At 34.5% G+C, this 24,740-nt stretch carries 43 protein-coding genes and 1 pseudogene; 38 read left to right on the forward strand and 6 right to left on the reverse strand.

Translation table 11 applies throughout. From position 1 onward, the window contains the following. Window positions 1–138: 138 nt before the first annotated feature. The 6 genes and pseudogenes from KHA87_RS01325 to KHA87_RS01350 form a co-directional block, all read right to left on the reverse strand. Window positions 139–327, reverse strand: a complete 189-nt coding sequence (locus KHA87_RS01325; RefSeq protein ID WP_213092318.1) for a sporulation YhaL family protein — start codon at window positions 325–327, stop codon at window positions 139–141. Window positions 328–452: 125 nt separating this feature from the next. Then, window positions 453–1,652, reverse strand: a complete 1,200-nt coding sequence (locus tag KHA87_RS01330; RefSeq protein ID WP_213092319.1) for a M20 family metallopeptidase — start codon at window positions 1,650–1,652, stop codon at window positions 453–455. Between the two features lie 197 nt (window positions 1,653–1,849). After that, window positions 1,850–1,999, reverse strand: a pseudogene (locus KHA87_RS01335) (hypothetical protein); the annotation flags it as partial. 7 nt (window positions 2,000–2,006) lie between these two features. Beyond that, window positions 2,007–3,434: a recombinase family protein gene (locus tag KHA87_RS01340; RefSeq protein WP_213092320.1), complete on the reverse strand. Its 1,428-nt coding sequence runs from the start codon at window positions 3,432–3,434 to the stop codon at window positions 2,007–2,009. Between the two features lie 120 nt (window positions 3,435–3,554). Continuing rightward, window positions 3,555–3,773, reverse strand: coding sequence for a helix-turn-helix domain-containing protein (locus KHA87_RS01345; RefSeq protein ID WP_213092321.1), 219 nt, complete (start codon window positions 3,771–3,773; stop codon window positions 3,555–3,557). Window positions 3,774–3,785: 12 nt separating this feature from the next. Then, window positions 3,786–4,484, reverse strand: coding sequence for a LexA family protein (locus KHA87_RS01350; protein ID WP_213092322.1), 699 nt, complete (start codon window positions 4,482–4,484; stop codon window positions 3,786–3,788). Window positions 4,485–4,646: 162 nt separating this feature from the next. Here KHA87_RS01350 and KHA87_RS01355 point away from each other — a divergent pair, with 162 nt between their 5' ends. The 38 genes from KHA87_RS01355 to KHA87_RS01535 all read left to right on the forward strand — a co-directional run bounded on the left by KHA87_RS01355 (window position 4,647) and on the right by KHA87_RS01535 (window position 24,702). Continuing rightward, window positions 4,647–4,937: a helix-turn-helix transcriptional regulator gene (locus KHA87_RS01355; protein WP_213092323.1), complete on the forward strand. Its 291-nt coding sequence runs from the start codon at window positions 4,647–4,649 to the stop codon at window positions 4,935–4,937. 33 nt (window positions 4,938–4,970) lie between these two features. After that, window positions 4,971–5,102, forward strand: a complete 132-nt coding sequence (locus KHA87_RS22320; RefSeq protein WP_283249403.1) for a hypothetical protein — start codon at window positions 4,971–4,973, stop codon at window positions 5,100–5,102. Window positions 5,103–5,349: 247 nt separating this feature from the next. Further along, window positions 5,350–5,619: a hypothetical protein gene (locus tag KHA87_RS01360; RefSeq protein WP_213092324.1), complete on the forward strand. Its 270-nt coding sequence runs from the start codon at window positions 5,350–5,352 to the stop codon at window positions 5,617–5,619. Window positions 5,620–5,642: 23 nt separating this feature from the next. Beyond that, window positions 5,643–5,861 carry a YqaI family protein gene (locus KHA87_RS01365; RefSeq protein ID WP_213092325.1) on the forward strand — a complete coding sequence of 73 codons (219 nt, stop codon included), beginning with the start codon at window positions 5,643–5,645 and terminating at the stop codon, window positions 5,859–5,861. Beyond that, window positions 5,862–6,002 (forward strand): hypothetical protein, encoded by a 141-nt coding sequence (locus tag KHA87_RS01370; RefSeq protein ID WP_213092326.1) that lies wholly within the window; start codon window positions 5,862–5,864, stop codon window positions 6,000–6,002. Between the two features lie 85 nt (window positions 6,003–6,087). Next, entirely contained in the window at window positions 6,088–6,288 is a 201-nt protein-coding gene (locus KHA87_RS01375; protein WP_213092327.1) for a hypothetical protein, read from the forward strand. Further along, the gene (locus KHA87_RS01380; RefSeq protein ID WP_213092328.1) at window positions 6,266–6,835 is read left to right on the forward strand and encodes a host-nuclease inhibitor Gam family protein; all 570 of its coding nucleotides are present in this window, start codon (window positions 6,266–6,268) and stop codon (window positions 6,833–6,835) included. The genes KHA87_RS01375 and KHA87_RS01380 overlap by 23 nt, the downstream gene beginning before the upstream one ends. Window positions 6,836–6,838: 3 nt before the next feature. Continuing rightward, complete coding sequence (locus tag KHA87_RS01385) at window positions 6,839–7,180, forward strand: BC1872 family protein (protein ID WP_213092329.1); 342 nt, start codon at window positions 6,839–6,841, stop codon at window positions 7,178–7,180. Beyond that, window positions 7,181–7,855 (forward strand): AAA family ATPase, encoded by a 675-nt coding sequence (locus KHA87_RS01390; RefSeq protein ID WP_213092330.1) that lies wholly within the window; start codon window positions 7,181–7,183, stop codon window positions 7,853–7,855. Next, the gene (locus KHA87_RS01395; protein WP_213092331.1) at window positions 7,848–8,459 is read left to right on the forward strand and encodes a hypothetical protein; all 612 of its coding nucleotides are present in this window, start codon (window positions 7,848–7,850) and stop codon (window positions 8,457–8,459) included. The genes KHA87_RS01390 and KHA87_RS01395 overlap by 8 nt, the downstream gene beginning before the upstream one ends. Before the next feature lie 18 nt (window positions 8,460–8,477). Continuing rightward, the gene (locus tag KHA87_RS01400; protein WP_213092332.1) at window positions 8,478–8,954 is read left to right on the forward strand and encodes a DUF669 domain-containing protein; all 477 of its coding nucleotides are present in this window, start codon (window positions 8,478–8,480) and stop codon (window positions 8,952–8,954) included. A gap of 84 nt (window positions 8,955–9,038) precedes the next feature. Next, on the forward strand, window positions 9,039–11,381 hold the full coding sequence (locus tag KHA87_RS01405; RefSeq protein ID WP_213092333.1) for a phage/plasmid primase, P4 family: 2,343 nt from the start codon (window positions 9,039–9,041) through the stop codon (window positions 11,379–11,381). Window positions 11,382–11,673: 292 nt separating this feature from the next. Next, window positions 11,674–11,919, forward strand: a complete 246-nt coding sequence (locus tag KHA87_RS01410) for a hypothetical protein (RefSeq protein ID WP_213092334.1) — start codon at window positions 11,674–11,676, stop codon at window positions 11,917–11,919. After that, complete coding sequence (locus tag KHA87_RS01415) at window positions 11,919–12,347, forward strand: hypothetical protein (protein WP_213094201.1); 429 nt, start codon at window positions 11,919–11,921, stop codon at window positions 12,345–12,347. Before KHA87_RS01410 ends, KHA87_RS01415 begins: the two co-directional genes overlap by 1 nt. Before the next feature lie 4 nt (window positions 12,348–12,351). Further along, window positions 12,352–12,891 (forward strand): ERCC4 domain-containing protein, encoded by a 540-nt coding sequence (locus KHA87_RS01420; RefSeq protein WP_213092335.1) that lies wholly within the window; start codon window positions 12,352–12,354, stop codon window positions 12,889–12,891. A 50-nt stretch (window positions 12,892–12,941) separates the two neighbouring features. Then, window positions 12,942–13,256 (forward strand): hypothetical protein, encoded by a 315-nt coding sequence (locus tag KHA87_RS01425; RefSeq protein ID WP_213092336.1) that lies wholly within the window; start codon window positions 12,942–12,944, stop codon window positions 13,254–13,256. Further along, window positions 13,253–13,570, forward strand: a complete 318-nt coding sequence (locus KHA87_RS01430) for a nucleoside triphosphate pyrophosphohydrolase family protein (RefSeq protein ID WP_249310051.1) — start codon at window positions 13,253–13,255, stop codon at window positions 13,568–13,570. Before KHA87_RS01425 ends, KHA87_RS01430 begins: the two co-directional genes overlap by 4 nt. A 94-nt stretch (window positions 13,571–13,664) precedes the next feature. After that, complete coding sequence (locus KHA87_RS01435) at window positions 13,665–13,895, forward strand: hypothetical protein (RefSeq protein WP_213092337.1); 231 nt, start codon at window positions 13,665–13,667, stop codon at window positions 13,893–13,895. 241 nt (window positions 13,896–14,136) lie between these two features. Then, on the forward strand, window positions 14,137–14,313 hold the full coding sequence (locus tag KHA87_RS01440; RefSeq protein ID WP_213092338.1) for a hypothetical protein: 177 nt from the start codon (window positions 14,137–14,139) through the stop codon (window positions 14,311–14,313). A 64-nt stretch (window positions 14,314–14,377) separates the two neighbouring features. Continuing rightward, window positions 14,378–14,701, forward strand: a complete 324-nt coding sequence (locus KHA87_RS01445; protein ID WP_213092339.1) for an organic solvent tolerance protein OstA — start codon at window positions 14,378–14,380, stop codon at window positions 14,699–14,701. Window positions 14,702–14,765: 64 nt separating this feature from the next. Beyond that, entirely contained in the window at window positions 14,766–15,221 is a 456-nt protein-coding gene (locus KHA87_RS01450; RefSeq protein WP_213092340.1) for an ArpU family phage packaging/lysis transcriptional regulator, read from the forward strand. Then, a complete protein-coding gene (locus KHA87_RS01455; protein ID WP_213092341.1) occupies window positions 15,221–15,493 on the forward strand; it encodes a hypothetical protein in 273 nt (90 codons plus the stop codon). The genes KHA87_RS01450 and KHA87_RS01455 overlap by 1 nt, the downstream gene beginning before the upstream one ends. Window positions 15,494–15,673: 180 nt before the next feature. After that, on the forward strand, window positions 15,674–15,880 hold the full coding sequence (locus KHA87_RS01460) for a hypothetical protein (RefSeq protein ID WP_213092342.1): 207 nt from the start codon (window positions 15,674–15,676) through the stop codon (window positions 15,878–15,880). 58 nt (window positions 15,881–15,938) lie between these two features. Beyond that, complete coding sequence (locus KHA87_RS01465; RefSeq protein WP_213094330.1) at window positions 15,939–16,139, forward strand: hypothetical protein; 201 nt, start codon at window positions 15,939–15,941, stop codon at window positions 16,137–16,139. Next, window positions 16,136–16,291 (forward strand): hypothetical protein, encoded by a 156-nt coding sequence (locus KHA87_RS01470; RefSeq protein WP_213092343.1) that lies wholly within the window; start codon window positions 16,136–16,138, stop codon window positions 16,289–16,291. The genes KHA87_RS01465 and KHA87_RS01470 overlap by 4 nt, the downstream gene beginning before the upstream one ends. Before the next feature lie 199 nt (window positions 16,292–16,490). Then, window positions 16,491–16,748: a hypothetical protein gene (locus tag KHA87_RS01475; RefSeq protein WP_213092344.1), complete on the forward strand. Its 258-nt coding sequence runs from the start codon at window positions 16,491–16,493 to the stop codon at window positions 16,746–16,748. Continuing rightward, window positions 16,749–17,087: an HNH endonuclease gene (locus tag KHA87_RS01480; protein WP_213092345.1), complete on the forward strand. Its 339-nt coding sequence runs from the start codon at window positions 16,749–16,751 to the stop codon at window positions 17,085–17,087. 243 nt (window positions 17,088–17,330) lie between these two features. Then, complete coding sequence (locus KHA87_RS01485) at window positions 17,331–17,663, forward strand: terminase (protein ID WP_213092346.1); 333 nt, start codon at window positions 17,331–17,333, stop codon at window positions 17,661–17,663. Continuing rightward, the gene (locus KHA87_RS01490) at window positions 17,660–19,372 is read left to right on the forward strand and encodes a terminase TerL endonuclease subunit (protein ID WP_213092347.1); all 1,713 of its coding nucleotides are present in this window, start codon (window positions 17,660–17,662) and stop codon (window positions 19,370–19,372) included. The genes KHA87_RS01485 and KHA87_RS01490 overlap by 4 nt, the downstream gene beginning before the upstream one ends. A 19-nt stretch (window positions 19,373–19,391) precedes the next feature. Then, a complete protein-coding gene (locus KHA87_RS01495) occupies window positions 19,392–20,531 on the forward strand; it encodes a phage portal protein (protein WP_213092348.1) in 1,140 nt (379 codons plus the stop codon). Next, on the forward strand, window positions 20,528–21,298 hold the full coding sequence (locus KHA87_RS01500) for a head maturation protease, ClpP-related (RefSeq protein WP_213092349.1): 771 nt from the start codon (window positions 20,528–20,530) through the stop codon (window positions 21,296–21,298). Before KHA87_RS01495 ends, KHA87_RS01500 begins: the two co-directional genes overlap by 4 nt. A 27-nt stretch (window positions 21,299–21,325) precedes the next feature. Then, window positions 21,326–22,480, forward strand: a complete 1,155-nt coding sequence (locus KHA87_RS01505) for a phage major capsid protein (RefSeq protein ID WP_213092350.1) — start codon at window positions 21,326–21,328, stop codon at window positions 22,478–22,480. Between the two features lie 19 nt (window positions 22,481–22,499). Beyond that, window positions 22,500–22,688: a hypothetical protein gene (locus tag KHA87_RS01510; protein ID WP_213092351.1), complete on the forward strand. Its 189-nt coding sequence runs from the start codon at window positions 22,500–22,502 to the stop codon at window positions 22,686–22,688. Between the two features lie 14 nt (window positions 22,689–22,702). Beyond that, complete coding sequence (locus KHA87_RS01515; protein WP_213092352.1) at window positions 22,703–22,975, forward strand: hypothetical protein; 273 nt, start codon at window positions 22,703–22,705, stop codon at window positions 22,973–22,975. Continuing rightward, the gene (locus KHA87_RS01520) at window positions 22,959–23,321 is read left to right on the forward strand and encodes a phage head closure protein (RefSeq protein WP_481748333.1); all 363 of its coding nucleotides are present in this window, start codon (window positions 22,959–22,961) and stop codon (window positions 23,319–23,321) included. Before KHA87_RS01515 ends, KHA87_RS01520 begins: the two co-directional genes overlap by 17 nt. Next, entirely contained in the window at window positions 23,314–23,721 is a 408-nt protein-coding gene (locus KHA87_RS01525) for a hypothetical protein (RefSeq protein ID WP_213092353.1), read from the forward strand. The genes KHA87_RS01520 and KHA87_RS01525 overlap by 8 nt, the downstream gene beginning before the upstream one ends. Beyond that, window positions 23,705–24,127 (forward strand): hypothetical protein, encoded by a 423-nt coding sequence (locus KHA87_RS01530; protein WP_249310054.1) that lies wholly within the window; start codon window positions 23,705–23,707, stop codon window positions 24,125–24,127. Before KHA87_RS01525 ends, KHA87_RS01530 begins: the two co-directional genes overlap by 17 nt. After that, entirely contained in the window at window positions 24,127–24,702 is a 576-nt protein-coding gene (locus KHA87_RS01535) for a phage tail protein (protein WP_213092354.1), read from the forward strand. The genes KHA87_RS01530 and KHA87_RS01535 overlap by 1 nt, the downstream gene beginning before the upstream one ends. Window positions 24,703–24,740 lie beyond the last annotated feature (38 nt).

Below are 24,740 nucleotides of genomic sequence, written 5' to 3' on the forward strand. Positions count from 1 at the left end.
CCTTGTGGATAAAATTTTGTGAAGTTATCTTCGTGTAGCTTCGAGTGAAATTAGAAGTGCAAATTTCACCGAGTGAAATTAGAAGTGCAAATTTCACTCATCCATACGCCGATGGTGCAAGGACACCCGCGTATTTTGTTATTGGCTAACCTCTTTCACATTCTTTCGACGTTCTTTTTCCTCTTCCATACGTTCTATATACTCTTCGCCTTCTTTTTCAATCCATTCCATCTCTTGATCACGGTCTTCTTTTGCGGTTTTAACAGCCATATAAGCACTAATTACAATTCCTGCAATAACGAAATAAACCCAAATTGGCAATGACATGTGCTATCTCCTTCCTATAGTTTGTCCATTTCTACCATTCTATGCGTGAACTCTTTTTTTATGTTCGCAATTGTGGAAGGAAAATTAAAAAGTCTTCCAAGTGCTTGGAAGACTCTACAGAATATTTAATTTGAGGAGATTTGGGTGTTCTCTTCTTGATAATTTAAGGCTGCTGAACCTAATGTCTTTGCTGCTAGAAGCATTGCTTTTTCATTAATATCAAATTTAGGGTGGTGATGGGGATAAGGAGTGTCAACACCGTCAGGTTTTGCGCCGGTAAAGAAAAACGTTCCCTTTACATGTTGTAAATAATAAGCGAAATCCTCGCCACCCATTTCAGGATCGGTTTCTTTAATAGAATGAATATCATCTACTAGCTTTGCAGTAGAAACTATAAAATCCGTTTCAGCATCGTGATTGACAACTGCAGGATAGCCGCGGTCATACAAATATTCATACGTACTATCGGATGCTATGCAAGTTCCCTTAATTACTTTCTCTATTTCTGCCTCGATAAAATCACGAACGTCTTCATTGAAGGTACGAACAGTTCCGGTAATTTTGGCGGAATCAGCAATTACATTAAAAGCATTGTTTGCGACAAAAGAGCCTACCGATAAGACAGCGGAATCGATAGGATTTACTCTGCGACTGACAATTTGCTGAAGGTTCATAACCAATTGGGAGGCAACGACAATCGCATCCTTCGTTTTATGCGGCTGTGCTCCATGACCGCCAAAGCCTTGTATGGTAATTTCAAAACGGTCAGCTGCAGCCATAATTGGACCTTTTCGATATTGAATTTCCCCATAAGGAACTGGAGACCATAAATGGGTTCCGAATATAACATCCACTCCTTCTAGGCATCCGTCTTTAATCATCGAAATCGCTCCACCTGGTGCATACTCTTCTGCATGCTGATGGATCATGACATATTCTCCGGCAAGGTCGTCTTTTAATTCATCCAATACCTTCGCAAGAACTAAAAGCGTTGCAGTATGTCCATCATGGCCACAAGCATGCATCACTCCTGGAACAAGAGATTTATACGGGACATCATTTTCTTCCTGAATAGGGAGTGCGTCGAAATCTGCACGTAGTGCCACAGTACTTCCTGGTTTTGCTCCTTTAATTCTAGCAACTACACCATTTCCGCCAACATTTTCTCTCACTTCAATACCAAGTTTTTTATAGAAATCAGCTATGTACTTGGCAGTATTGACTTCTTTGAAGGATAGTTCTGGGTGTTGATGTAAATAGCGCCGAATTTCAACCATTTCGCTATAGTATTCTTCCAATTTTGTGAAAAGCTCTGGCAAATTCATTCTGATCACTCCTTATGAATTATTTCTATTATTATAGCACTTTTAGCAAATGGAAATATTCGATAAACTAAAAATTTCAGTTCAAATTAAAATCATTCATTTATATAATAATGTTGATAGTTAGAAGAAAATAGAGGCTTCCTAAAAAGCATGGGAATAACATGCTGGAAAACCTCTATTAATATAGTCATTTCAGATTAAATTAAAAATACAGCAACAATGGTTGTGACTACTAACCCTATTATGACTGGTATAAGATTTCTTCTAGCTAAATCGAAGGGGTCAACATTACAAATTGCAGCAGCTGGTATGAGAGCCCAAGGAATAATCGTACCACCGCCAACGAAAGACATTTCACATCGCTGAAAGAATGATAATCTCACGTGGCTTACCAGTTCCTCTTTTATATTCTTCTTTTGTATCAATAACAATTTGTGTGAACAATGTGGTGATCATTTGCTTTCGTTCATGATCGTTTGCAAATTCCCAAAGCGTATTAATGTTTTCGATTATATATTTAATTTCATGATTATCTTTATTGGAATTTTGTTTATATAGTTTTAACTCCGAAGTTATTTTCTTTTCTTTTTCCCGTAGTGATTCACTTTTTTGAATTAATTCATCAATATCAATGATATCAGCTTCAAACATTGCTTTTTGCTTCTTTAATAATTTTTGGGTAGATTTGAGTTCTTGTTCCAATTCATTAACCTTATCAACTGAAATATCAATAGTTTCTGTGGCACCTTGTATTTGATCTAGCAATTCATCTAATTGATTCAATACAGTCAATGTTAAATATTCTTCTTTAATAATATGGCTCGTGCATTTCTTCCCGGCTTTTTTACCAGAGCACCGATATGTTTTTCCAGATGGACTCTTATGACCTGACATTGAGTGACCGCATCTCCCACATTTTAAAATGGATGAGAAATAATAATTACTTGTTTCTCGCTTCCCCCCAAAAGTTCTTCTTTTATCGAGAATGTCTTGGAGTTCCCAAAAATATTCTCTAGAAATAATTTTTTCATGATTACCTTCATATAACTTTTTTTCTCTGGGTGGTTTTTTATATTCTTTAAGAGTTTCATTAAAAGTTAGATATCCCGCGTAAATTGGATTATTCGCTATATCTCTAACAGTATCTACATGCCACTCACTGCCTTTTCGAGTCTTATACCCATGATTTGTTAATGTTTTTGCAATTGTAAGGAATCCATATGTTTTACTTAGTTTGTAAATTAGTTTTACAACTTTTTCTTCATCTGAATCAATCACTAGCTCTTTTTCTACAATTTTATATCCATATGGTGGTGTACCGCCTTTCCATATTCCTAGTTTCACTTTCTTTTCCATACCCATTCGGACACGTTCTGCAGTATTTTCTCTTTCCCACTGAGCAATCGCTGCAACAAGAGTAATAAAAAGTCTACCCATAGCATTAGTTGTGTCATATACTTCCGTTGCACTCCTGAATTTACAGTTATGTTTATCTAATACTTTTAAAATCTTGTATAGATCAATAACAGATCTAGTTAACCTATCCAACCTATAAACTAATAAGACGTCAATATCATCATTTTTTATTTTATCCATCATTAGTTGAAATTTTGGTCTATTTAAGTCTTTTGCTGAATAACCATCGTCTATAAATGGAGTTCCAACAATTTCCCATCCTTGTGAAATACAAAATGCCTCTAATTTTTCTTGTTGTGCAGCAATTGAATAGCCATGCTTTGCTTGTTCGTCTGTAGAAACACGTATGTATATTACTGCTTTCATAAAAGTCCCACCTCATTTATAAGTTATTAGGTATGTATTGGAATAATGTATTTGAAGTTGTAGTGGATTTTTCGTAAGGAGTAAAGTATTTACTTGACCGTCGTGCCCAGTGAGATATACTCACTGTTTTTTCGACCAAACGAAATCGTAGAGATCTTCCATTTTCACGCTAAGTTGATACGATATATTCATTGCAGTTTTATATGACATGATTGTTTCGTTATTAGCATAAGCATTTATTTGTTGTTTTTTCATTCCTAGTTTGTCAGCTAATTCAACTTGAGACATCTTTTTGTTTTTTAAGATTTCATTCAGTCGACATTTGCCGACTTCAAACACCTTTTCACCCACCTATTGCATAATCGGACTAACACTGTATAAATATTTTCCTATGATTTTTATATCGTCGCAGTTTTCTTTTGTGTATTTTTGATCACTATAACTTTCATCGTAAGAACATGGTTCTAAGACAATTAAATCTGTAAACTTGTATACTCTTTTTAGAGTAGCATAGTTACCATTTACTATTACTGCAGCAATATCACCATTTTCCACTTCGCTTTGTTTTCGAAGTATAGCATAATTCCCTGAAGGTACTATTTTGTTCATGCTTTCACCATGCACCAATAATCCAAATATGTCAGATGAATTTGGAACGTTATATGCTGGGTATACCTCGTCGACAATATCCTCAATAGCTTCTATAGGTGTTCCAGCTGCAATTTTTCCTATAATGCGGATTTTATTATTATTGTTGTTTTCCGATACGAATGAAACAGGTTGATGTTTAGTGACATATTTTAATTCTCCATCAATTAGTTCAACGGCTAAATCTTTATAAGTCGTATCGATATCAGATTTTGATACACCGAAAACCAGTGACATTTTTTCTAAAACACCAGAACTTGGCTTTGCACGATAGTTCATATAATCACTCATAGTACTTTTAGCGATTTCGATTTTATCTGCTAATTCCGATTGAGTCATATTGTTTTCTTTGAGTAACCTTCTAATGTTTCTAACGATCGTTCTCTTTTGTTCTTCTATCAAACTATCACCACCTTCCTATTTGGTAAATTATTCTTTACAGGTATACTCTAACATATTACGAAAAATTCGTAAAGTATTATTTTAATACGAAAATTTCATAATTTTGTATTGTATTTACCTTAAATTAGTAATATGATTGGAAACATAAGGAGGCGATAGTAGATGATATCCAAACAATGGACAATCAGTGAATTACGGGAACGAACAGGTTACAGTCAGGCAAAGTTTGCAAAGGATATTTTGCATGTATCACCGAAAACACTCTGGTTATATGAACAAGATTCTAGCAATCTTCCAGATGATCTCATTAAAAAATATATGTACTTGTTCAATATAGCTTATGAGGATATTTTTTTTGGACCTAAGTACGAAAAAATCGTACTAGTACGAGATGAAATTCAAAAACGTATTGAGATGTTAACAAATATCCAACTTCTAGAGCAGTCCTCATGAGTATGCTTCATATAATGTTTCGAGGTGATCATCATGAAAATTGAAATTACAGAAGAAAAGCTTCGAAAATTACAACCAGTATTTGAAAGTATCTTATCACGTAAATACGGAAAAGAAATTAAGTTTAAATCTTTAACGGTAGGTGATGTAACGATAAAAACATAAAGGCTTAGGAATTTTTGAAAATTGTTGAAGTTAAAAAAACTATAGCATTTAAAAGAAGTAATTTTGAAAGGTTCTGATTAAATGTTTGAATGTTTTTACTTAGTAATAGTTTTCTTTGTTGGATATTTCTTAGGAGACTTTAATGCAGAAAAAACACATGAAAGAAAGTGACATTATTTTTTTAACAACATGGCGAAATTTGGTGAACGATTCAGGTTCTAAAACTTGAAGGGAGGTGAAAATGTAAATGAATGCATCCGAAGCAAGAGAAGTTTCAAATCATAATGTTCCTAAATTGGTCGAAGCCAATTATTTAATAGCAAAATCAAAAATTAATGATGCAATCAAAGGTACTGCTAGAGATGGGAATTTTTCTACAAGAGTTCCAATCATGTTGCCACATAACATCCAAGATGGAGTTATAGAAAAAATAGAAACTCATTATAGAGAATTAGGATATTTAATTGAGGTTCATAATTTTGGTCAACAGAGCAAATTGATTGATATATCTTGGTAATCATTCTGAAAGGAAGTGTATTTGTGAAGGAAGTAGAAAACCAAATGGTTAAACCTAATGGTTATGGCATTAAGGATCCACATCAAGAAGATGTATGTGAAGGTATAGATGCTTGTGGGGATGAGGTAGTTTCTGGCGATTACATACTTGAATACGACGGAGAAATTATCTTAGTGGAAAATGCAGCTAAATTCTTAATTGAACATTGTGGAGCCATTATAAAAGTAGCAGGTGAAGAATAATTGAATTTTTATCATGCAAATGATTTTGGTGTTTTTGCCGCAAAGAACAAATTTGTGATTGTGATTAAAGGAAATATGTATGGTCCGTTTCCTAACGAAAAATGGATGTGGGAAAAGATATTAAAGTTATTTGAAGAATAGCCCGTGCGCCAACACGAGCTCAAATTTCAACAAGTTAACTTCAGTTTATGAAATGTTCTAAAAAAAATCAACTGGAGGATGAAAAATGTATTTTGATACAAAAAATCGTACTGTTTTTAGTCCACAAAATGATAAGTTAATGCCTTTTTATAAGGTATTAGAGCAACATAACCAAACATTAGGTGGAAGTAACTTATTTGATGATTTAGTAGAAACCTATGAATATCTCGATTTTGTTTTCAAAGATAAGGAGGAAACACAAGATGAACCAATTACAAGTAGCTGAATTAGATGAATTAGGTGTAGAGGTAGCCACGGTTGAGGAACAGGAAGAATTAAAGCAAAGATTTCAGATTGATAGTATTGAAAGTCTTAATTGGGCATTTAGAAAGGTTTCTGCTTTACAGTCAAAGGCAAAGGAAGTAGAAACATTAGCAGCTGCCGAAAAACAACGTATTGATCAATGGGCAGTATCGGAATTGAAGCCAATCGAAAATAGTCTGGATTTCTTCAAGCAACTTATTACAGAGTATCATTCAAAGCAACTTGAAGCAGATCCAAAAGCGAAAACAATTAGCACTCCTTATGGTAAATCAAAAACTCGTAAATCCAGTGCTGCGCCTGAAAAAGCAAACGAAGAAGATATTCTCCAATATGTTTTCGAAAATAATCTTGATGAATTTGTCAAAAGTACTGTGAAATGGGGCGACCTTAAAAAGACATTAAAGATTGTGGAAATCAGCGGTGAAAAGGTCGTAGTGGATGATAATGGACAAATTGTTCCTGGTGTAACTGTTAAGCCGGAATCAATCTCCTATAGTGTGGAGGTATAGCCATTGGAAAATCGAGAGATTGATAAATTAGTTGCTGAAAAGGTCATGGGATATAGATTCGATTCAACCAAAAGTACTTATTTTAAAAATATTGGGCACGGTTGGGAGAATCCTGTATTTGATTTCCACCCATCAGAAGACATTGCAAGTGCTTGGTTAATAATCGAAGAACTGTATAAAAGAAAGCAAATAAGGATGTTTGTCAGTAATAACTTTCACCCACTTTGGGAAGCAAGATGTAAGAAAGATACAGGAGATTGGATTGGTCATGGATTTGATGAAGAAACAGCCCCTTTGGCAATTTGTAAAGCAGCATTAAATGTAGTTGGAGTGGAGGTGAATTAATTGGAAATCACAAATGGTTCTCAGATAACCAAAAGTGCAAAAGCAAAAATCATCATCTACTCTAAGCCTGGTGATGGAAAAACAACGGTAGCCGGTAAGCTTCCAGGTAAAACATTGGTATTCGATATTGATGGTACAAGCCAAGTGTTAGAGGGCTATGAAAATGTAGATGTTGCAAAAATTAATGGCGAAGATCCACATGGGAGCATTTTAGAATTTTTTGCTCATGCAAAAGCAAATATAGCAAACTATGACAATATCTTTGTGGACAACCTTACACATTATCAAAAACTATGGTTAATGCATAAAGGTGAAAACACTAAAAGTGGTATGCCGGAATTGAAAGATTATGCTCTATTCGACAATCACTTACTAAAGTTAATCGAAACCTTTAATTCACTTGATGCAAATTTGATTTATACGGCTTGGGAAACAACACGGAGCATTATTCATGATGATGGTCAACAATACAATCAATTTGTTCCAGACATTCGAGATAAAATTGTAAATCACGTCATGGGAATCGTTCATGTTGTTGCAAGATTAGTAAGAAAAGCTGATGGCACTAGAGGTTTTATGCTTGAAGGCAACCAAAGTATTTTTGCTAAGAATCATCTCGATCAGCGTAAAGGCTGCGTTCAAGAAGAATTAATTGTTGGTGTGAAAAATGAATGATTTAACAGGTCAAAAATTTGGGAGGTTAACAGTTGTAAGAAGGGACACATCAAGCAATAAGACATTCTTATGGGTATGTAAATGTGAATGTGGCAATGTAAAAACAGTACGTTCTTTTGATTTAAGGGATGGAAAGGTAAAAAGTTGTGGTTGTTTACATGCCGAAAAAGTTAGAACAAATACTAGAACTCACGGTAAAAGAAATACTTTAATTTATCACATATGGTGCAGCATAAAAGGACGTTGTTTTAGAACTACATGTAAAGATTTCCCGAATTACGGTGGCAGAGGAATAACAATGTGTGACTCTTGGAGAAATGACTTTATGTCATTTTACGAATGGTCAATGTCTAATGGTTATAAAGAAGGGTTAAGTATAGACAGGATAAATAATGATGGGAATTATGAGCCATCAAATTGCAGATGGGTGACGCAAGCAAAGCAATCCAGAAACAAGAGTAATAATAGGTTTATAACCATTGACGGAATGACAAAAACATTAGCCGATTGGTGTAAGTTTTATAAAGTTCATATATCAACTGCTCATTCCAGAATTAAAAGTGGGAAAACAGGAAAAGAAATTTTTATTAAAAATATATCGTAAAAAGGAGAATGAAGAATTATGAGTTTCTTTAAATTTGATAGCGAGAATGTTAATACGGGCTATGAGCTTGTGAGTGAAGGTAAGTACGAGGCAGTCATTGTTAATGCAGAATCCGGTAAAACACAAGCTGGTAAACCTAAATTATCGGTAGACTTCGAGATTCGTAGTGATGTTCCGCAAAATCATCAAGGTGCAAAAGTTCTTTATAACACATTTACATTCGAGCATGAGGTTTCAGTAAGGATTGTAAATTCATTACTAAAAGCGTGTGGATTTCAAAATGGCCATCCCTTTAAATCTGCTGATGATATGGCAAAACAGCTTATTAACAAAAATCTGAAAATCACAGTAAAACATGAAGAATATGAAAAAGTAGTTGATGGAGAGAAACAAAAACGAACTGCAGCAAAAGCAAAATATTACGATTTATCAGATGTGAATCCAATTATGCAGCCTGGCGGAATAACAATCAGCGATGATGAAATCCCGTTCTAAGAAAACTAAATAGAGAAGTTGGTATTTTGCTAGCTTCTCTTTTTTATACCCAAAATAACGAAATACATCTTATTGGAGGGCGAAATGAAAGAAAATCCATACAATTTCAACGAAATCCCTGCCGAACTAAAAGCCCTTCCTCAATGGATTTTGTGGAAATCGGAAAAACGAAACAACAAGCCAACAAAAGTACCATATCAAGTAAATGGAGAAATGGCTCAGGCGAATAATAGACGTACCTGGTCGACATTTGCAACTGCAGTCAAATTCTATTTAGAAGGTGACTATGACGGTATAGGGTTCGTATTTAGCAGACAGGATAACTATATCGGAATTGATATTGATAAGTGTGTTGTGGATGGCAAACCAAATACTTTCGCAACTGAAATTATCGATACACTAGACAGCTATACAGAGTTTTCACCAAGTGGAAAAGGCATTCACATTATCATCAAAGGGAATCTTCCACAATCTGTTTTAGGTACTGGAAGGAAAAATACTAAGCACGGATTAGAAATTTACTCATACGGACGGTATTTCAGCTTCACAGGAAACCGAGAAAATTCCAATGATGTTTACGAAAGAACTGATGAGTTGGCAAAAGTATTTGAGCAATATTTTGATGATAGTGACATTCAAGGACGTGTTAATCTAGCAGAATTTGAGAAAGACGAAATAAAAATTTCAAATGAAGCTTTATGGGAAAGGATTTTTAGATCTAAAAATGGTGATGAGATTCGCTCATTGTACAACGGAAATTTAATTAACAACGATCATTCAGCAAGTGATTTAGCATTATGTAACCATCTAGCTTTTTGGACAGGCAAATCCGCAACTCGAATGGATGCCATGTTCCGTGAATCAAGTCTAATGCGTGATAAATGGGATGTTATCCATTTCAGAGATACTAATGAAACTTATGGAGAAAGAACTATTGCAACTGCTATCTCTTCAACAGCTACAACAATTTTAGATAATAAAGAGCAGTTCGCAGAATTCTCCTTTGACTTCATAAATAGCAATGCTGCAGAAGTTGTTGAAGAAAAGCCTAAAAAGAAATTCCGATTAACAGAGCTAGGAAATGCTGAACGAATCGCTTATGAATATGGCCATGTTATCAAATATGTTTTGGATATGGGCTGGCTAATATGGGACGGCAAGCGATGGAAACTGGACACCAAGAAAGAAATTGAACGAATTACAGCTAAGGTCCTTCGTAGCCTTTATAAATCAGAGGATGAGGCAGAAACAAAATGGGCTAGAATGTGCGAGCGAAGGAATATTCGGATGAATAGCATTAAGGACCTTATGCCATTGGTTCCAGGAGAACGTGAGGAATTTGACCGGAACAAATATTTGTTCAATGTCGAAAATGGAATCATCGATTTGAAAACAGGGAAGTTGCAGCAGCATGATCGAGAATTTGGCATAACCAAAATTACTAACATCGAATTTGATGAAAAAGCAAAATGCCCAACATGGTCCGTTTTCTTAGAGCAAATTTTCAAAGGTGATAAAGAATTAATCGATTATATGCAAAGACTTGTTGGATACTCCCTAACTGGCGATATATCAGAGCAATCAATGTATTTCTTAGTAGGTGGCGGATCAAACGGAAAATCGACATTTGTTAATACAATCAAAAAATTAATGGGCGATTACGGAGCACAAACAAAGTCCGATACGTTCATCAAGAAAAAAGATACCGGAGCAAATAACGATATTGCTAGATTGGTAAACTCAAGATTTGTTTCTGCAGTCGAATCAGAAGAGGGAGAAAAATTACAGGAGTCACTTGTTAAGACAATTACAGGTGGCGAACCAATTTTGGCTCGATTTTTACGACAAGAGTATTTCGAATTTATTCCAGAATTTAAAGTGTTCTTCACAACAAATCATAAGCCGATTATCGGTGGTGTAGATGATGGTATCTGGAGACGTGTAAAAATCATCCCATTTACTTTAAGTCTTAAAGCGCATGAGCGTGATAAAAAGCTCGAAGAAAAGCTATCGTTTGAAATGCCAGGCATTTTGAATTGGGCGATTGAAGGCTGCTTAAAGTGGCAGAGGGACGGATTAAAGGAACCAAAAGTTGTGGTGGATGCAACAGGAAATTACAAAGAGGAAATGGATATTTTAGCACCGTTTTTATATGAAATCTGCTACATTGATGATCCGAAAAATGAAGCAATCAAAATCGAAGCAAAAGAATTATACAACGTTTATGACAATTGGTGCTTTAAGTCAGGAGAACGTACTTTAGGGAATAGATCCTTTTATCGGATGTTAGAAACTAAAGGATTCGGAAAAATGAAAGGCGCGGGAAATAAAACGTATCTTACAGGAATTACCTTAAAAGAACGGATGCCAGTTACTAAAGGTGTTACCGAAAATGAGCAAAACGGCTTTTTTAAGGTCATTCAATAACTCGAAAATCGTTTAAATAACTAATACATTATTTTCCAAGTGTTGTTATATCAATACTTAAAACTAGTTTTTTATTACTATAGTTATTTATGTTATTGGTTTTTTACATTAATTAAAAAAATAAAAAAATAAATATATATATTAGTAGAGTTAATGCAAAAACACCGATAACTTTAATAACTTTCGCTCTCTATCCCTTGTGGCTCTATGGTTATAACGATTTTCGTTTAATAACTTTTGATTTTTTTAAGCTAACTTTTAGATATTTAAGTAACTCAGAGGTGATGAAAAAGTGGAAGTTTATGCAGAACCATATATAGAACATGAAATTGAAGATTTTGTAAAACGAAGAATTAGAAGGTCAAATCGTGCTGAATGTACAGGATTAGAACTTTTCCAAAATTATAAACAGTGGTGTAGGGAGTACAACACTTTACCAAAATCGAGAAATAAATTTTATGAAACATTAGAAAAAGATTTTATTAAAGTTAGAGATAAAAAATACGGGATCATTTTTTTGAAAGTGAGATTAAGATGATGCAAGTATTAAAAATCCTTAGTTGGATATGGAGATCGGGTGCAGATATCTATCTTGATAAAGAAGATAATCGGATAGCAATAAAAAATCAAAATTTAATACCTAAAGAGGTTATGCAAGCTGCTGAGCAAGATTTTCAAAAAATAGATGAATGGTTTAAATCTTGGAAAAACGCAAGTAGTGACAAAATCACAATTATGAAAATGGTTCATCATTTTTGCGGGTGGCAGCACAATGAAAAATTAAATGAATGGTTATGTGCTGAAGATGACTCACTAATGATGTTTGATAATTGGATGGTCGTCCTTGCTAAGAATGGCTGGAAAGATGTCTATGAAGATTTTCGGCAATATGAAAATGATGAATCAAATGCAATGTCAAGAAAACTATACCAAAGAGCAATAACCTATGCGAAGAAAGGAGCATAGTTGAGTGATTCACTTTCATTATTCTGATACAGAATTAAATAAAATACTAAAAACACTCACGATCGTTATAGATACCCGTGAAAATGTAAATGGCCATATCCTAAACTATTTACACCAAAAGGAAATACCGATAAAAATTCAAAAATTAGATACTGGTGATTATGGCTGTATGATTCCGAAAAATGAAGAGTTAGGAATAGGACGCGATATCTTTCTAAATAGCCGGGTGGAACGTAAAGCGCATATTGATGAAATTACAGGGAATCTCCAAAAAGATACTCAAACAGCATTTGAAAATGAATTGATCCGTTCAAAGGACATACCTTTCACACTAATAGTTGAGGATCTACATGGCTATGAAAAAATTCTGAAAGGTGAGTATCGGTCTAAATATAATCCTTTAGCTTTGTTAGGCAGGCTTAATACATTCAAAGCAAAATACAATTTTGAAATCGTGTATTTGGACCAAAAATATAGTGGCAATTGGATATATCATCATTTTTATTACCAAGCGAAACATTATCTTAAAACAGGGATATTTTGATTCAAATCACATCATGAAATTACATAAAGAACAATTGAAAGGTTGGTTTTATGGAACAAACTTTATTACATTTCCAAAAGCATAATGTTTCAGAAAAAACTTTGGAATCTTTAAAAGAGGTTATGTATAAGCAAGATGATTTCGGAGTTAACAAATACGGTGTTGCCCTGGATCACTCACATAAATACGATTGGCTGAAAATGCTTCAAGAGGAATTAGCAGACGGTCTAAAATATCTCCAATGTGAAATGGAGAGGAAAGAATATATTATCAATCTTTTAAAAGCTGGAATACGTTCGGATGAACCAAAGACATTCATAGAGATTGCACTTGATTTATTAACTCAAGAGGGGACAGGTAAATGATTAAACAAGAAGATAAACTAAAATTATCAGTCCTTGTAGACGTTGATAACGAGCGCATTCGACAAAATAAAAAATGGGGAAAGCAACGTCATACAGTTGGTAAATGGTTAGGAATTTTAGGAGAAGAGTTTGGGGAAGTGTGCCAGGCGATAAATAGAATACATTTCCCAAGTGATGCAAAAGAAACAGATGCAGATAATTTATATGAGGAATTAATTCATACTGCTGCTGTAGCAGTTGCCTTTGCAGAACAAATCATGGAAGAGAGGGAACGCTCTCATGAAATGTCCACATTGCGGTCTCCTGATAACTGATAGAAAAGTATATGATTCAAGGAAATTTAAAAACACTATTAAGCGAACTAGAAGATGTAATCATTGTCAAAATAAGTTTCGAACTTATGAGGTAATGGAAAACGAATTTTTTAGTGATAGAACTCCCAAACGAAATCAGCAAATATGGTCTGAAGGTGAAATCATCAATTTAATAAAAATGCGTGAAAGTAATCTTACAGAAAAAGTGATTGCCGGAAAATTAGGTAGAACCTTTGGCAGTGTTCATAGGAAGACTCAGGAGTTACTTGAAAGCGGAGAATACTTTGTAATCCTAGATGAACTTGAAATGGATCGTGTTCATTAAATGCGAAAAAAGAATGAATATGCAGTTTACAAAGGTGATTCGTTTATCTGTTTAGGGACTATGGAGCAATGCGCGGCATATTTAGGGGTAAAGGAGTCGTCTATAAAATTCTATACATCCAGTGCATATAAAAGACGAGGCGCAAAACGAAAGGATCCTAATCGTTTAATAGTTTTTAAGATTGAGGATGATTGATAAACAGTAGACACAAAATGTGCAGCAAGAAAAGGAGGAAGTAGTCTTGCCGAAGATACCAAGTATTAAAATCCCATTGCTATCAGATTTATGTCATTACTGTATGGGGTCAGGAAAGCTTAAAGCTATGCAAAGAGAAAAACTGCTTAACTTAAATAAATCAATAAGAGTACAAGATACAGAAGTGGAATGTCCCCATTGTAATGGTACAGGAAGACATTAATTACTAATGTCTTATATCGAAGATTATACAAAACAAAAATTTTATTATAAAAGGAGCTAATACGATGACAAAAGTACAATTAAATCAAAAGGAACAACATTATGCAGATACACGTGAAGAAGCAGAGGAAATTATTTCAGCTGCTAAAGAAAATGATAATCTCCAAATGCACAAAATCACTGAGAAATATAACAAATACGGACAATATTTCTTAATTGATTTAACTTATGCATATCAAACTCCTAAAGAAGTTATGGAAAGCCGTCCGCAAAATGATAATGTACCAGAAGGACAAATGAGTATGGATGATCATGAGGGCATTGAGTATTCTGTGGACAAGAATGGCGGAGTCAGCATTTCAGATGGCCAACTTGAATTAGTAAAGTGATTCATAATTGCCCTAAGTCTAGGCTTGGGGCTCCTATATTCCACCGTACAGGAGGGGTCAACGAGTGGGAAGACAATTAACATTTAAACTTCCAGAGATAGATAGAAAACAAACTCAGGAAAATGTTGAGGCAGCTATTGAGACATATAGAATGTATTTACTTACTGTTCCTGAAGAAATTCTACCTAAAGTAACGACATCATTTTCATTAATTCCTCCTACTTATACTAATGCTTTTCATTCATCCACTGAAGATGTTGCAATTGCAAGAGTTGATGAAGAACGTGTTCGTATAGAATATATTGAGAACTTCCGTAAGGCTGTTAATAGGTTGAGTAAAAAAGAACGGGAAGCCTTAATTCTCAGATACTTAGGAGAAGAAGAATTATTTGATTATGAAGTTTACAATCAATTAGGCATGAGTGAATCGTATTATCATAACAAATTCAAACCAAGGATATTTTACAAATTAGCATTAGCTTTAAGAATTGAAGTTTATAAGAAGAAGGTGGATCAGTAATGGCTTATGCGAAATCAGAGCAAGAAACAGTTTTAGTCTTTGATTATGATCAGAATGTGTGGAGGGCATACTCAACGATTCCAAAACATATTCGAAAATTATTAAGCATTGCTGATATGGAAATTATAGAAACAGAAGATGATAGACCTATAGCAATTAAAGGTATATTAACAGACAAGCAAGTTTCAATGAAAAAACCTAGAGTCTACACTGAAAAACAATTAGAGGAATTACAACAGAGGGGCAAAATACTAGCAAGTAAAAAGGTATAGTTTTTGTAAGGAAAACAGAAGGAAAATGAAAAGGATTTAGAATGAGCATTTGGTTTTAAACATGGTAAATTAATATTATAGAAATTTGCGATAAGGCGGCACTTCTGGTTGAGAGTGTCGTCTCTTTTTATTAAAGCAGGATATTATCTCCTTTTGTCGAAATGAGTAGATGAAAGTGAGGTGGTTAGAATTAGTAAATATTCTGCATTATTTGTATCCTCATTAAATAAAGGTACCTCTATTCTTAATGAAGGAATAACAGACGAAAATGAACTAACACAAACGTTAGGATTACAGATTGAAGAAAAAGGTAAATTGCATTCGATAGTTCCTAAAATTAAAGAAGGAACCACAGTAGGCTATATGTTGATATTTGAAGACGAATAGTTGATATAAAGGCATCCATTTGGGTGTCTTTTTATTTTGTATCAAAGGGGATGATGATATGAAATTAGCTGATCATTTGGATAAAGATACAAGAAGGAAACTGGAGAAAATGGGGAAGAAAAAGAAACCTCCATCTAATGATAAGCCAGCTAAGAAAAGATGGCACACAGAGAAGTTAACTGCTGCAGATATCAGATATTTAATGGGTATGAATCGTGACACATATAAAAGAGTGAGGGGAGCTGTAAAAAGAAAATGATTATAGCCTTTCAAATAATATTGTTAATTGTTTTAGTAATCAGCTTTATTGGTGTAATTGGAGAGAAAGAAAAGAATCTAAGAGGACATTTAACTGCAGTATGTATCGCTTCAATTATTGCAGAACTAATTTCATTTTTTATATTTAAGTAGGAATGGTGGAGAAGGAAATGAAATTTCTAAAATTACCTCAGAGTAGTCCATCTAAGTTCATGCTTGATATGAATAGAACTAAAGATGATATCAGAAAAGAAAATTTAACTCTGTTCTGTTTGTGGTTATTCGTCATGGCTATCTGTTCAACTATTGTTTGTATCGTTAGCTATTTATGGTTGATATAAAAAGGAGCGTTGTGAAAGAAATGATTTTATATGAAGAAGACATTAATATATTGCAGTTGCGTAAAGAATTGATAGGAAGAGCTGCTGAAGCTTTTGAGAGAATACTTGATGAAATGATAAGCACATGGAATAACTTAGTAGAGTTCTTTAGGGACATTGATGTTATTGAAGTACCTAAGGTTAAATGGTCGTATCCATCAGTTATATCTATGAAGAGTCAAGTACTTAATCGTAAACCAATAGTGATTCGTGCGAGGTGTAATTGTTAAATGATTTCTCCAGAAAGACTTCAATGGCTTAATGGACTCATTGAACAAGATAAGATGATTCCATTTTATAAGTCTAAAGAGTGGAGAGCATTAAGGCAGCAGGCATTAGAGCGTGATAATTATGAATGCCAGGAGTGTAAGGAGAAAGGTACTGTAACTTCCAGAAATGCAAAGCTAGAAGTTCACCACATAAAAGAAGTTAAGACACATCCCAAGTTCGCATTGGAACTATGGAATTTAAAAACAGTATGTACTTCGTGTCACAACAAAGCTCATGATCGATTTGATATGAATAAAACATATAAGAAAAATAGATTTGCAGATGATGAGAGATGGTGATATGTGATGACGTCTTCTGTCATTAGATCTGAAATTAGAAAGATAGTTAATGATGTTGTAATAAAAAAGAAAATAACTTTATCAATTTCTAAGGAAATTCTAAAAAAAAATAAATCATAACACCCCCCGGGTAAAAAGTTTCGTCTTATTTCGGAGGGACGGGAAACGGGGAGGAGGCCCAACTCTCTAAAAATATTAAATAATAAGTCCTTCACATTAGGGGTGATTGGGGGGAGGGGTAATATGGAAAAAGTAAATTTTGATGAATTAAGAAAGCAATTATTAGCACGTATTGATACTGAAGATTTACTGGAAGTAAAGAAAGTAAATGATTTAATTCGCTTGCATGAATTGGATGCAGAATGCGATAAAGTGATTGATCGTGATGGAGTAAGTATTGTCATTGAAAATGGCTCACAAAAATTTATAAAGAGTCATCCTAGCATGAATGAGAAAATGAAAATTAACGCTCAAAAAATCGCATTGGAAAAATCGATTAAATTTAAATTAAAAGCAACTCCTGCCCCTGCAACCACATCTGTGGAAGGCAAACTAAAGCGTGGTAGTTTACTTTGATTAGTTATCCGTACATCGAAGAATATATTCGCCAGTGGCAAGATGGCAATATCATTTTAAATAAAAGGCGTATCAAGCTGCTGAAATTAATTGAGCGTGACATATTAACAGCCGATGATATGTATTTTGATAGTGAGCAAATTGAAAATTATATAGCTTTTACAGAGAAATATTATTTTCCGTTGACGCTTACTCAAAAGTTCAAAACATGTTTTATCTTTTTATTTTACAAAGATGGTTCATTGGTATTTGATGAACATGTAGATTATGAAGGCCGTGGCGGTGGGAAGACTGGCCGTATTTCTACACTGGCAAATTATTTTATTAGTGATCTGCACGGAATAGATGATTACAACGTATCGGTTGTAGCGAATAGCGAGAAGCAAGCGAAAATGTCGTTCACTGAAGTGTTTAACAAAATCGATAAAGACGACAGATTGAAAGGACATTTTCATCATAAAAAAGCTTTAATCGAATCTCGCGTCACGAAATCAGTGTTCCAATATCATACATCTAATGCAAATACAAAAGATGGTTTGCGAGACGGTTGTGTTATTTTCGAAGAAATCCATCAGTACGAAAATTCCTCCACAGTTGATGTATTTACATCCGGGCTTGGCAAAGTTCCAAATCCAAGAATCTTTTATGTTGGTTCGGATGGTTATGTGCGCGAAGGATTTTTAGACAAGCTATTAGAACGCGCTGATAATATTTTAGATGGCCAAGTGAGTATTCGTGAGGATGGTCTATTTCCGTTTTTGTGTTGCTTAGATAAAGAGGAAGAAATGCATAATCCGGATATGTGGCAGAAAGCAAATTCACAATTCCATCCGCCACTAACTGGGTATGCGAAGACACTATTAAAAACTGTAATGAAACAGTATAACAAATTAGAGCATAATCCAGACGGTTATGAAGAATTTGTTACAAAACGTATGAATCTACCAAAAGTGGATTTAGAAAAAAGCGTAACGTCATGGGAAAAAATCAAGGCAACCAATCAAGATTATGATTTAGATGAATTAAAAAAACGTGAATGTATTGGCTGTTTAGACTATGCGGCCGTTCGTGACTTTGTAGCAATGGGATTATTATTTTTGAAAAATGATAACTTTTATATACCAAAGGAACTCACGCATTCCTATATTTGTAAGCCTTTCGCAGATAAGCACTACGCGTATAGCAAGAAAAAAGCTGATAACAACAATAAGAAGGACCATCGTAAATTCGCACCTATTCGCGAATGGGAAAATGATGGTCTATTGACTGTCCTAGACATTGAAACGATGGATCCACATCTTGTTGTTAAATGGTTTGTCAGTAGACGTGAGGAAGGCTGGAACATAAAAAAAATAATCGGTGATAACTTTAAAATGGATATCTTAAAACCGTTATTTGAAGCGGCGGGATTTGAAGTTGAAGTGATTCGAAATCCAGATGCTGCAAGCGGTTTGTTAGCTCCACGAATAGAAATTGCTTTTGAAAATGAACAAATTATATTCGGTGACAATCCATTAATGCGTTGGTATACGAATAACGTCCTGGTTAAACGATTGCCTAATGGCAATAAGGTTTATAAAAAGAAAGAAGAAGTAAAAAGAAAGACTGATGGTTTTATGATGTTTTTATATGGAGTATGGGCATCTAGAGATTTAGATGATTATGATGTTACAGATACACTAGATGCATTAGATACATTGAACTTTTAGGGAGGGGGTGAATATGTAAATGGGATGGTTTAATGATGTACTAAAAAGAAATAGCGAACTGGAATGGTTGTTTGATTTAGATCTTATCAATGAGACAACACAACGAGTGTATTTAAAAAAAATGGCTCTGGAAACGTGTATTAACTTTATAGGTCGGACAATTAGCCAATCAGATTTTCGCTTTATGGAAAATGGCAAACGTCAAATAAATGATTGGCATTATCTTTTTAACGTACGTCCTAACACAGATCAATCGGCAGCAGATTTTTGGCAGAAGTTTATTTATGAATTGATTTATGAAAATGAAGTATTAGTGATTTTAACTGATACGAACGATTTATTAATTGCTGATAGCTTTACCAGAGATGAATATGCCGTTTATCCTGATGTTTTTCGTGATGTGACGGTCAAAGATTATACCTTTCAACGTTCTTTCAAAATGGATGAGGTTCTTTATCTAACTTTTAATAATGAAAAATTAAGTAAGTTTATGGATGGTATGTTTGATGACTTTGCTAATTTGTTTAGCAGAATGATAGAAGTTAGTTTAAGAAAAAATCAAATTCGCGGAACTGTTGGCATTGATTCAACTCAATCTCTGACAAAGGAAAATCAATCAAAGTTACAGCAATTTATCGATAAACTATTTACTTCTTTCAAAAATAATTCTGTCGCTTTAGTACCAAAATTAAGAGGTTTCGAATATGAGGAAGTAGCAAGCGGTGAGAATAATTGGCAGTCCATAGATGAACTTACGAAATTAAAGAAATCTCTCATTGATGATGTGGCAAATATACTAGGAATTCCTAATGCTTTAATCCACGGGGAATTAGCAGATTATGAAACAAGCATTAAAGCTTACGTAAAGTTTTGTATTGGCCCTTTAGTAAAAAAAATTAGTGATGAGTTAAATGCAAAATTAATCGATAAAAAGAGTTATTTAAATGGTGAAAGAATTGAGGTTCGTGGAGTTGCGGAGTTAAATCCATTAGAAGTAGCTGATGCTGTCGATAAACTTATTGCAAGTATGGCTTATTCTCCGAACGAAATTCGTGTAAAACTTGGGGACGAGCCATCACCGGATCCACGACTAGACGAGCATTACTTTACTAAAAACTATCAACCTGTAGATTCTGTTGAAGGAGGTGAGAATGGATGAAGAAAATCGACATTAAAGGTGTAATTGTTTTTGATGAATACAAGGAAATTTATGATTGGTTTGGTATTGAAAATACCAGCGTCAGTGATGTTGTAAACTCATTACCAGAAGATAACTCCCCTATTGAAATTATTATTAATTCTCCTGGAGGAATGGTTGATGCAGGTAGTGAGATTTATTCACGACTAAAAGATTACGCTGGGGAATCAACATCAAAGATATTTGCATTGGCTGCAAGTGCAGCATCTATTATTGCTATGGGTACTGATCAAACCCTGATAGCACCTACTGCTCAAATAATGATTCATAATGTATCTGGCTCATCAAATGGAGATTATCGGGAACTGATTAAAGAAGCAAGTATATTAGAAAACTACAATAAGGCTATAGCAAATGCCTATATGTTAAAAACCGGAAAATCCCAGGATGAAGTTCTTGCATTGATGAATAAAGAAAGCTGGTTTACTGCTCAAGAAGCGGTTGAACATGGTTTTGTTGACGGAATTTTGTTCGATATTCAGTTGCCGAAAACAGCTAGTTTAGGAGCAACATTGCTGCCACAAGCAGTAGTTGATAAAACCCGCCAAATGTTGAAGCAACAAACTAAAAATGATTTTTCATTGTCAAAGCAACAATTGGATTTAATTGTGGAGACTGTTACAAACAATCTAAAGCATAATATAAACCTAAAACAAAATATCAACATGTCAAATGAACCTACACCGCCTGCTCCTATGCATTCGAAACGTAAAGGGTTCATTTTTTAATTCTTAAAATATTGGAGGAATGAGAGAATGGTTTTAAAATTAAACAATCACACGGAAACTTACGAAATTGCGAAGAAAAATTATGCAGAAGTAGTGAAAAATGAAAATTCCACACCTGAGCAATTGGAAACGGCTTGGAATGAAATGCAGGATGCGTTGGTAAACTCTTTAACTACTCAAATTACTGAACAAGTAGCAAATAGAAACACTGACCAGTCTGTATTGGCTGCGCGTGGAGCAAACGTATTAACTTCAGAAGAAAGAAAATTCTTTAACGAAGTGGCACGTTCAGGTGGTTTTGAATCAGAAACAGTTCTACCATATACTACTGTCGATAGAATTTTTGAAGATTTAACAACAGATCACCCACTATTATCAATTATCAACTTTACAAACTTGGGTACTGTTAAGGCTGAAATTATTACGTCTGAAAAATCTGGTGCGTTTGCTTGGGGTCCTGTATTTAGTGAAATTCGCAGTCAATTAGACGCGGCATTCAATAAAGAAACTTTTGACCAATCTAAGCTTACTGCATTCGTAGTACTAGCAAAAGACCTTGATAAATTCGGACCTGAATGGGTAGAAGCTTATGTACGTACACAAATTACAGAAACATATGCTGTTGCTTTAGAACAAGGAATTATTCTTGGTGCCGGCCCAACAAAGTACGAGCCAATTGGATTAATTCGTGATCTTAAAAAAGCAGTGGATCCAAAAGATGGTCATGCAAAAAAGGATATTACAGGAGATTTAACATTTGCTGATCCTAAAACGTCAATCCAAGAAATCGGTGGTGTTTGCAAGAAATTATCTAAAACAGAAAAAGGCAAAACTATAAATGTTGGAGGGAAAGTGTACTTCCTATTAAATCCAATGGATGCATGGGATGTAAAAATTAATTTCACCATTCAAAATTCGCTAGGTGCCTATATCACTTCTTTACCATTCAACGTACAAATTGTTGAATCTGAATTCGCGACAGAAGGTGAGTTGGTCGCATTTGTTCGTGATCGTTACGACGCTTATTCAGCTGGCGGTGTATCTGTTAATAAATTTGACCAAACTCTAGCTATTGAAGATGCGAATCTTTACACAGCGAAAGGTTTTGCTTTTGGTAAAGCTAAAGATAACAATGCCGTATCCATTTATAAATTATCTAAAACAGATACTCCAGCTGTTTAAATAGGACGGTGAAATAATAATGGAATATAAAGTTGTGAATGATTTTATTGATACAAATGACAATAACACACGCTATAAAGTTGGTGATGTTTATCCTAAAGGGAGCTACAAACCAACCAAAAAACGCATTGAAGAATTATCTAAAGAACACCCAAAATATAAATGTAATTTTATCGAAAAAGTTGAAAAAGTACCGCCTTCAGAATAATGGAGGTGGTTCTTTTGTTAGAGAAACTTAAAAATTATCTTAGGGTAACTTGGGATGATGAAAACGAAGATTTAGATCAAATCCTCAAAAGAGGAAAGGATTACTTAAATGAAATAGCTGGGGTTGAATTGGATTTCGAAAAGGATTCTCTAGCTATTCAACTTTTACTTGATTTCGGTAGATATGTTTATAACAACTCTTTTGAATTGTTCGAAGCCAATTTTGAAAGTCAGCTTTTAAGACTATCTTTACGTGAAGGGTTGAAAGAGCATGCCGAAAATGAGTGAATATCAACGTGAAACATTTAATGACGGTGTCCTTCGGTATGGCCATAAAACTACCCAAAGGTCTGAAACTCGAAAACGAATAGGTGAGAAGTTCCAAGAAGAAGGCAAGCTCTTTTATCGTGAAATGTCCTATCGTGAAAGTGACTATTCACTAGCAGATGCGCTTGGATCTAAGTTGGATTTAAAAGTAAAAACTCTGTTTCCACCATCTTTTCGAAAAATCGATAAGAACAAGTTAATTGTGCTTATTGATGATGTAGAATATGAATCCATAAATGTGGACCATGATTCTTCTAAGATGTATCTATTTTTTTATCTGCAAAAGGTAGGTGGTCGCAATGAATGAGCAACAAAAGGAGTTCATGAAAAAACAAAAGAAAATGATTGTTGATAGCTTGAAGAAGTATTTCCCTACCATTCCACTTTTTGAAGATGAGATGGCCGAGGATGAAGAAAAGGAATTTATTAAAAACAAAAAATACCTTGCATTTGTCTTATCCATGGGTGATTTTACACCTTCTAATCTTGGTAATCTTACACAATCGTTTTCTATCGACTACTACTCAGAAGATCGTGACGATGTAGACGAAACTCTAATCGATATAATCAGTTTAGTTGAAAAGATACCTACAGTAAGTTTTGTTCGAACAACAAAAATGCGGGCCCGCGCTGCTAATACTGATCGTTTTGTAGACGTGGTTACTCTCGATTTTAGGAGATTCGTAAAGTATGAGTGTCGAGTATGATTTCGATTATGCGGAATTTCAACGATTAGCTGATAATATCGCAAAACTTGGAGATAAAGCAGAGCCAGCAATTAATGAATCACTGGCTAAGCATTCAGAAAAGCTGCTAGTGCCAAAGATAACAAACCTTATTCCTGTTTCTCGAAGTGTCAGGGATAAAGTACATGCCCGGAATAGCCAATGGCAGAAAATCGAAAAAGGCAATTTAGAGATAACAATCAAATCAGCCGGAGGAGCTGCCAATAAAAAAGGTTCCTATGGATACCTTGTCTTTCCGAATGAAGGTAGAGGTCCAAGAAACCATATAGAACAGCGATTCATGGAAAAAGGTCTAGAAGCAGGCATTCCAGAAGTCGTGGATGGAATACAAGTAGATTTAATTAAGAAGATTGAGGAGGAAATATAATGCCAGAAACTATCATTACTGAATTTGATGCGGTTAGCATTAAAAATCCTTATATAAAATTCGCTGGTGATACTGAAGCAGTATCTTTTGGTGGGATTGGGAAAGTTGATGGTGAAACAGAACTATCGGAAATCGTTAAGAAAGTCGAAGGGGTAGAAGTTAAAAAGAAAACTACCTTGCAAAAAATGACTTTGAAGTTAAGTGCCCACGTTCCTATTGCTCCTATGAGGAAGATATTTGGTCTATCTAATGAAAATTTAAAGCCAGGTGTCTATGCATACGGATCTGATAGCAAAACGAAATCGTTCACACTTACTGCGGATGTTATTGATGAATTTGAAGATATCACTAAATTAATTGCCTTTCCAAACTGTTCATCTTCCACAGGACTTACATTATCTATTGAAAATGGAGCATCCGAAGTGGCGGAGCTGCAATTGGAATTCACTGCTATGATTGATGTCAATAAAAAATGCTACTATGAAGCAATTGTAGATGAACTGGAAGATCCATTAATTGCAGAGACCTGGAGAAAGAACTTCAATCATGACTTAGTAGCAATCGCTACACCATAAGAGGACCTACTTTTTAGTAGGTTCTTTTTTATATTTTT

The sequence above is a fragment of the Bacillus sp. FJAT-49736 genome (assembly GCF_018343615.1).
GTDB lineage: Bacteria > Bacillota > Bacilli > Bacillales > Bacillaceae_C > Margalitia.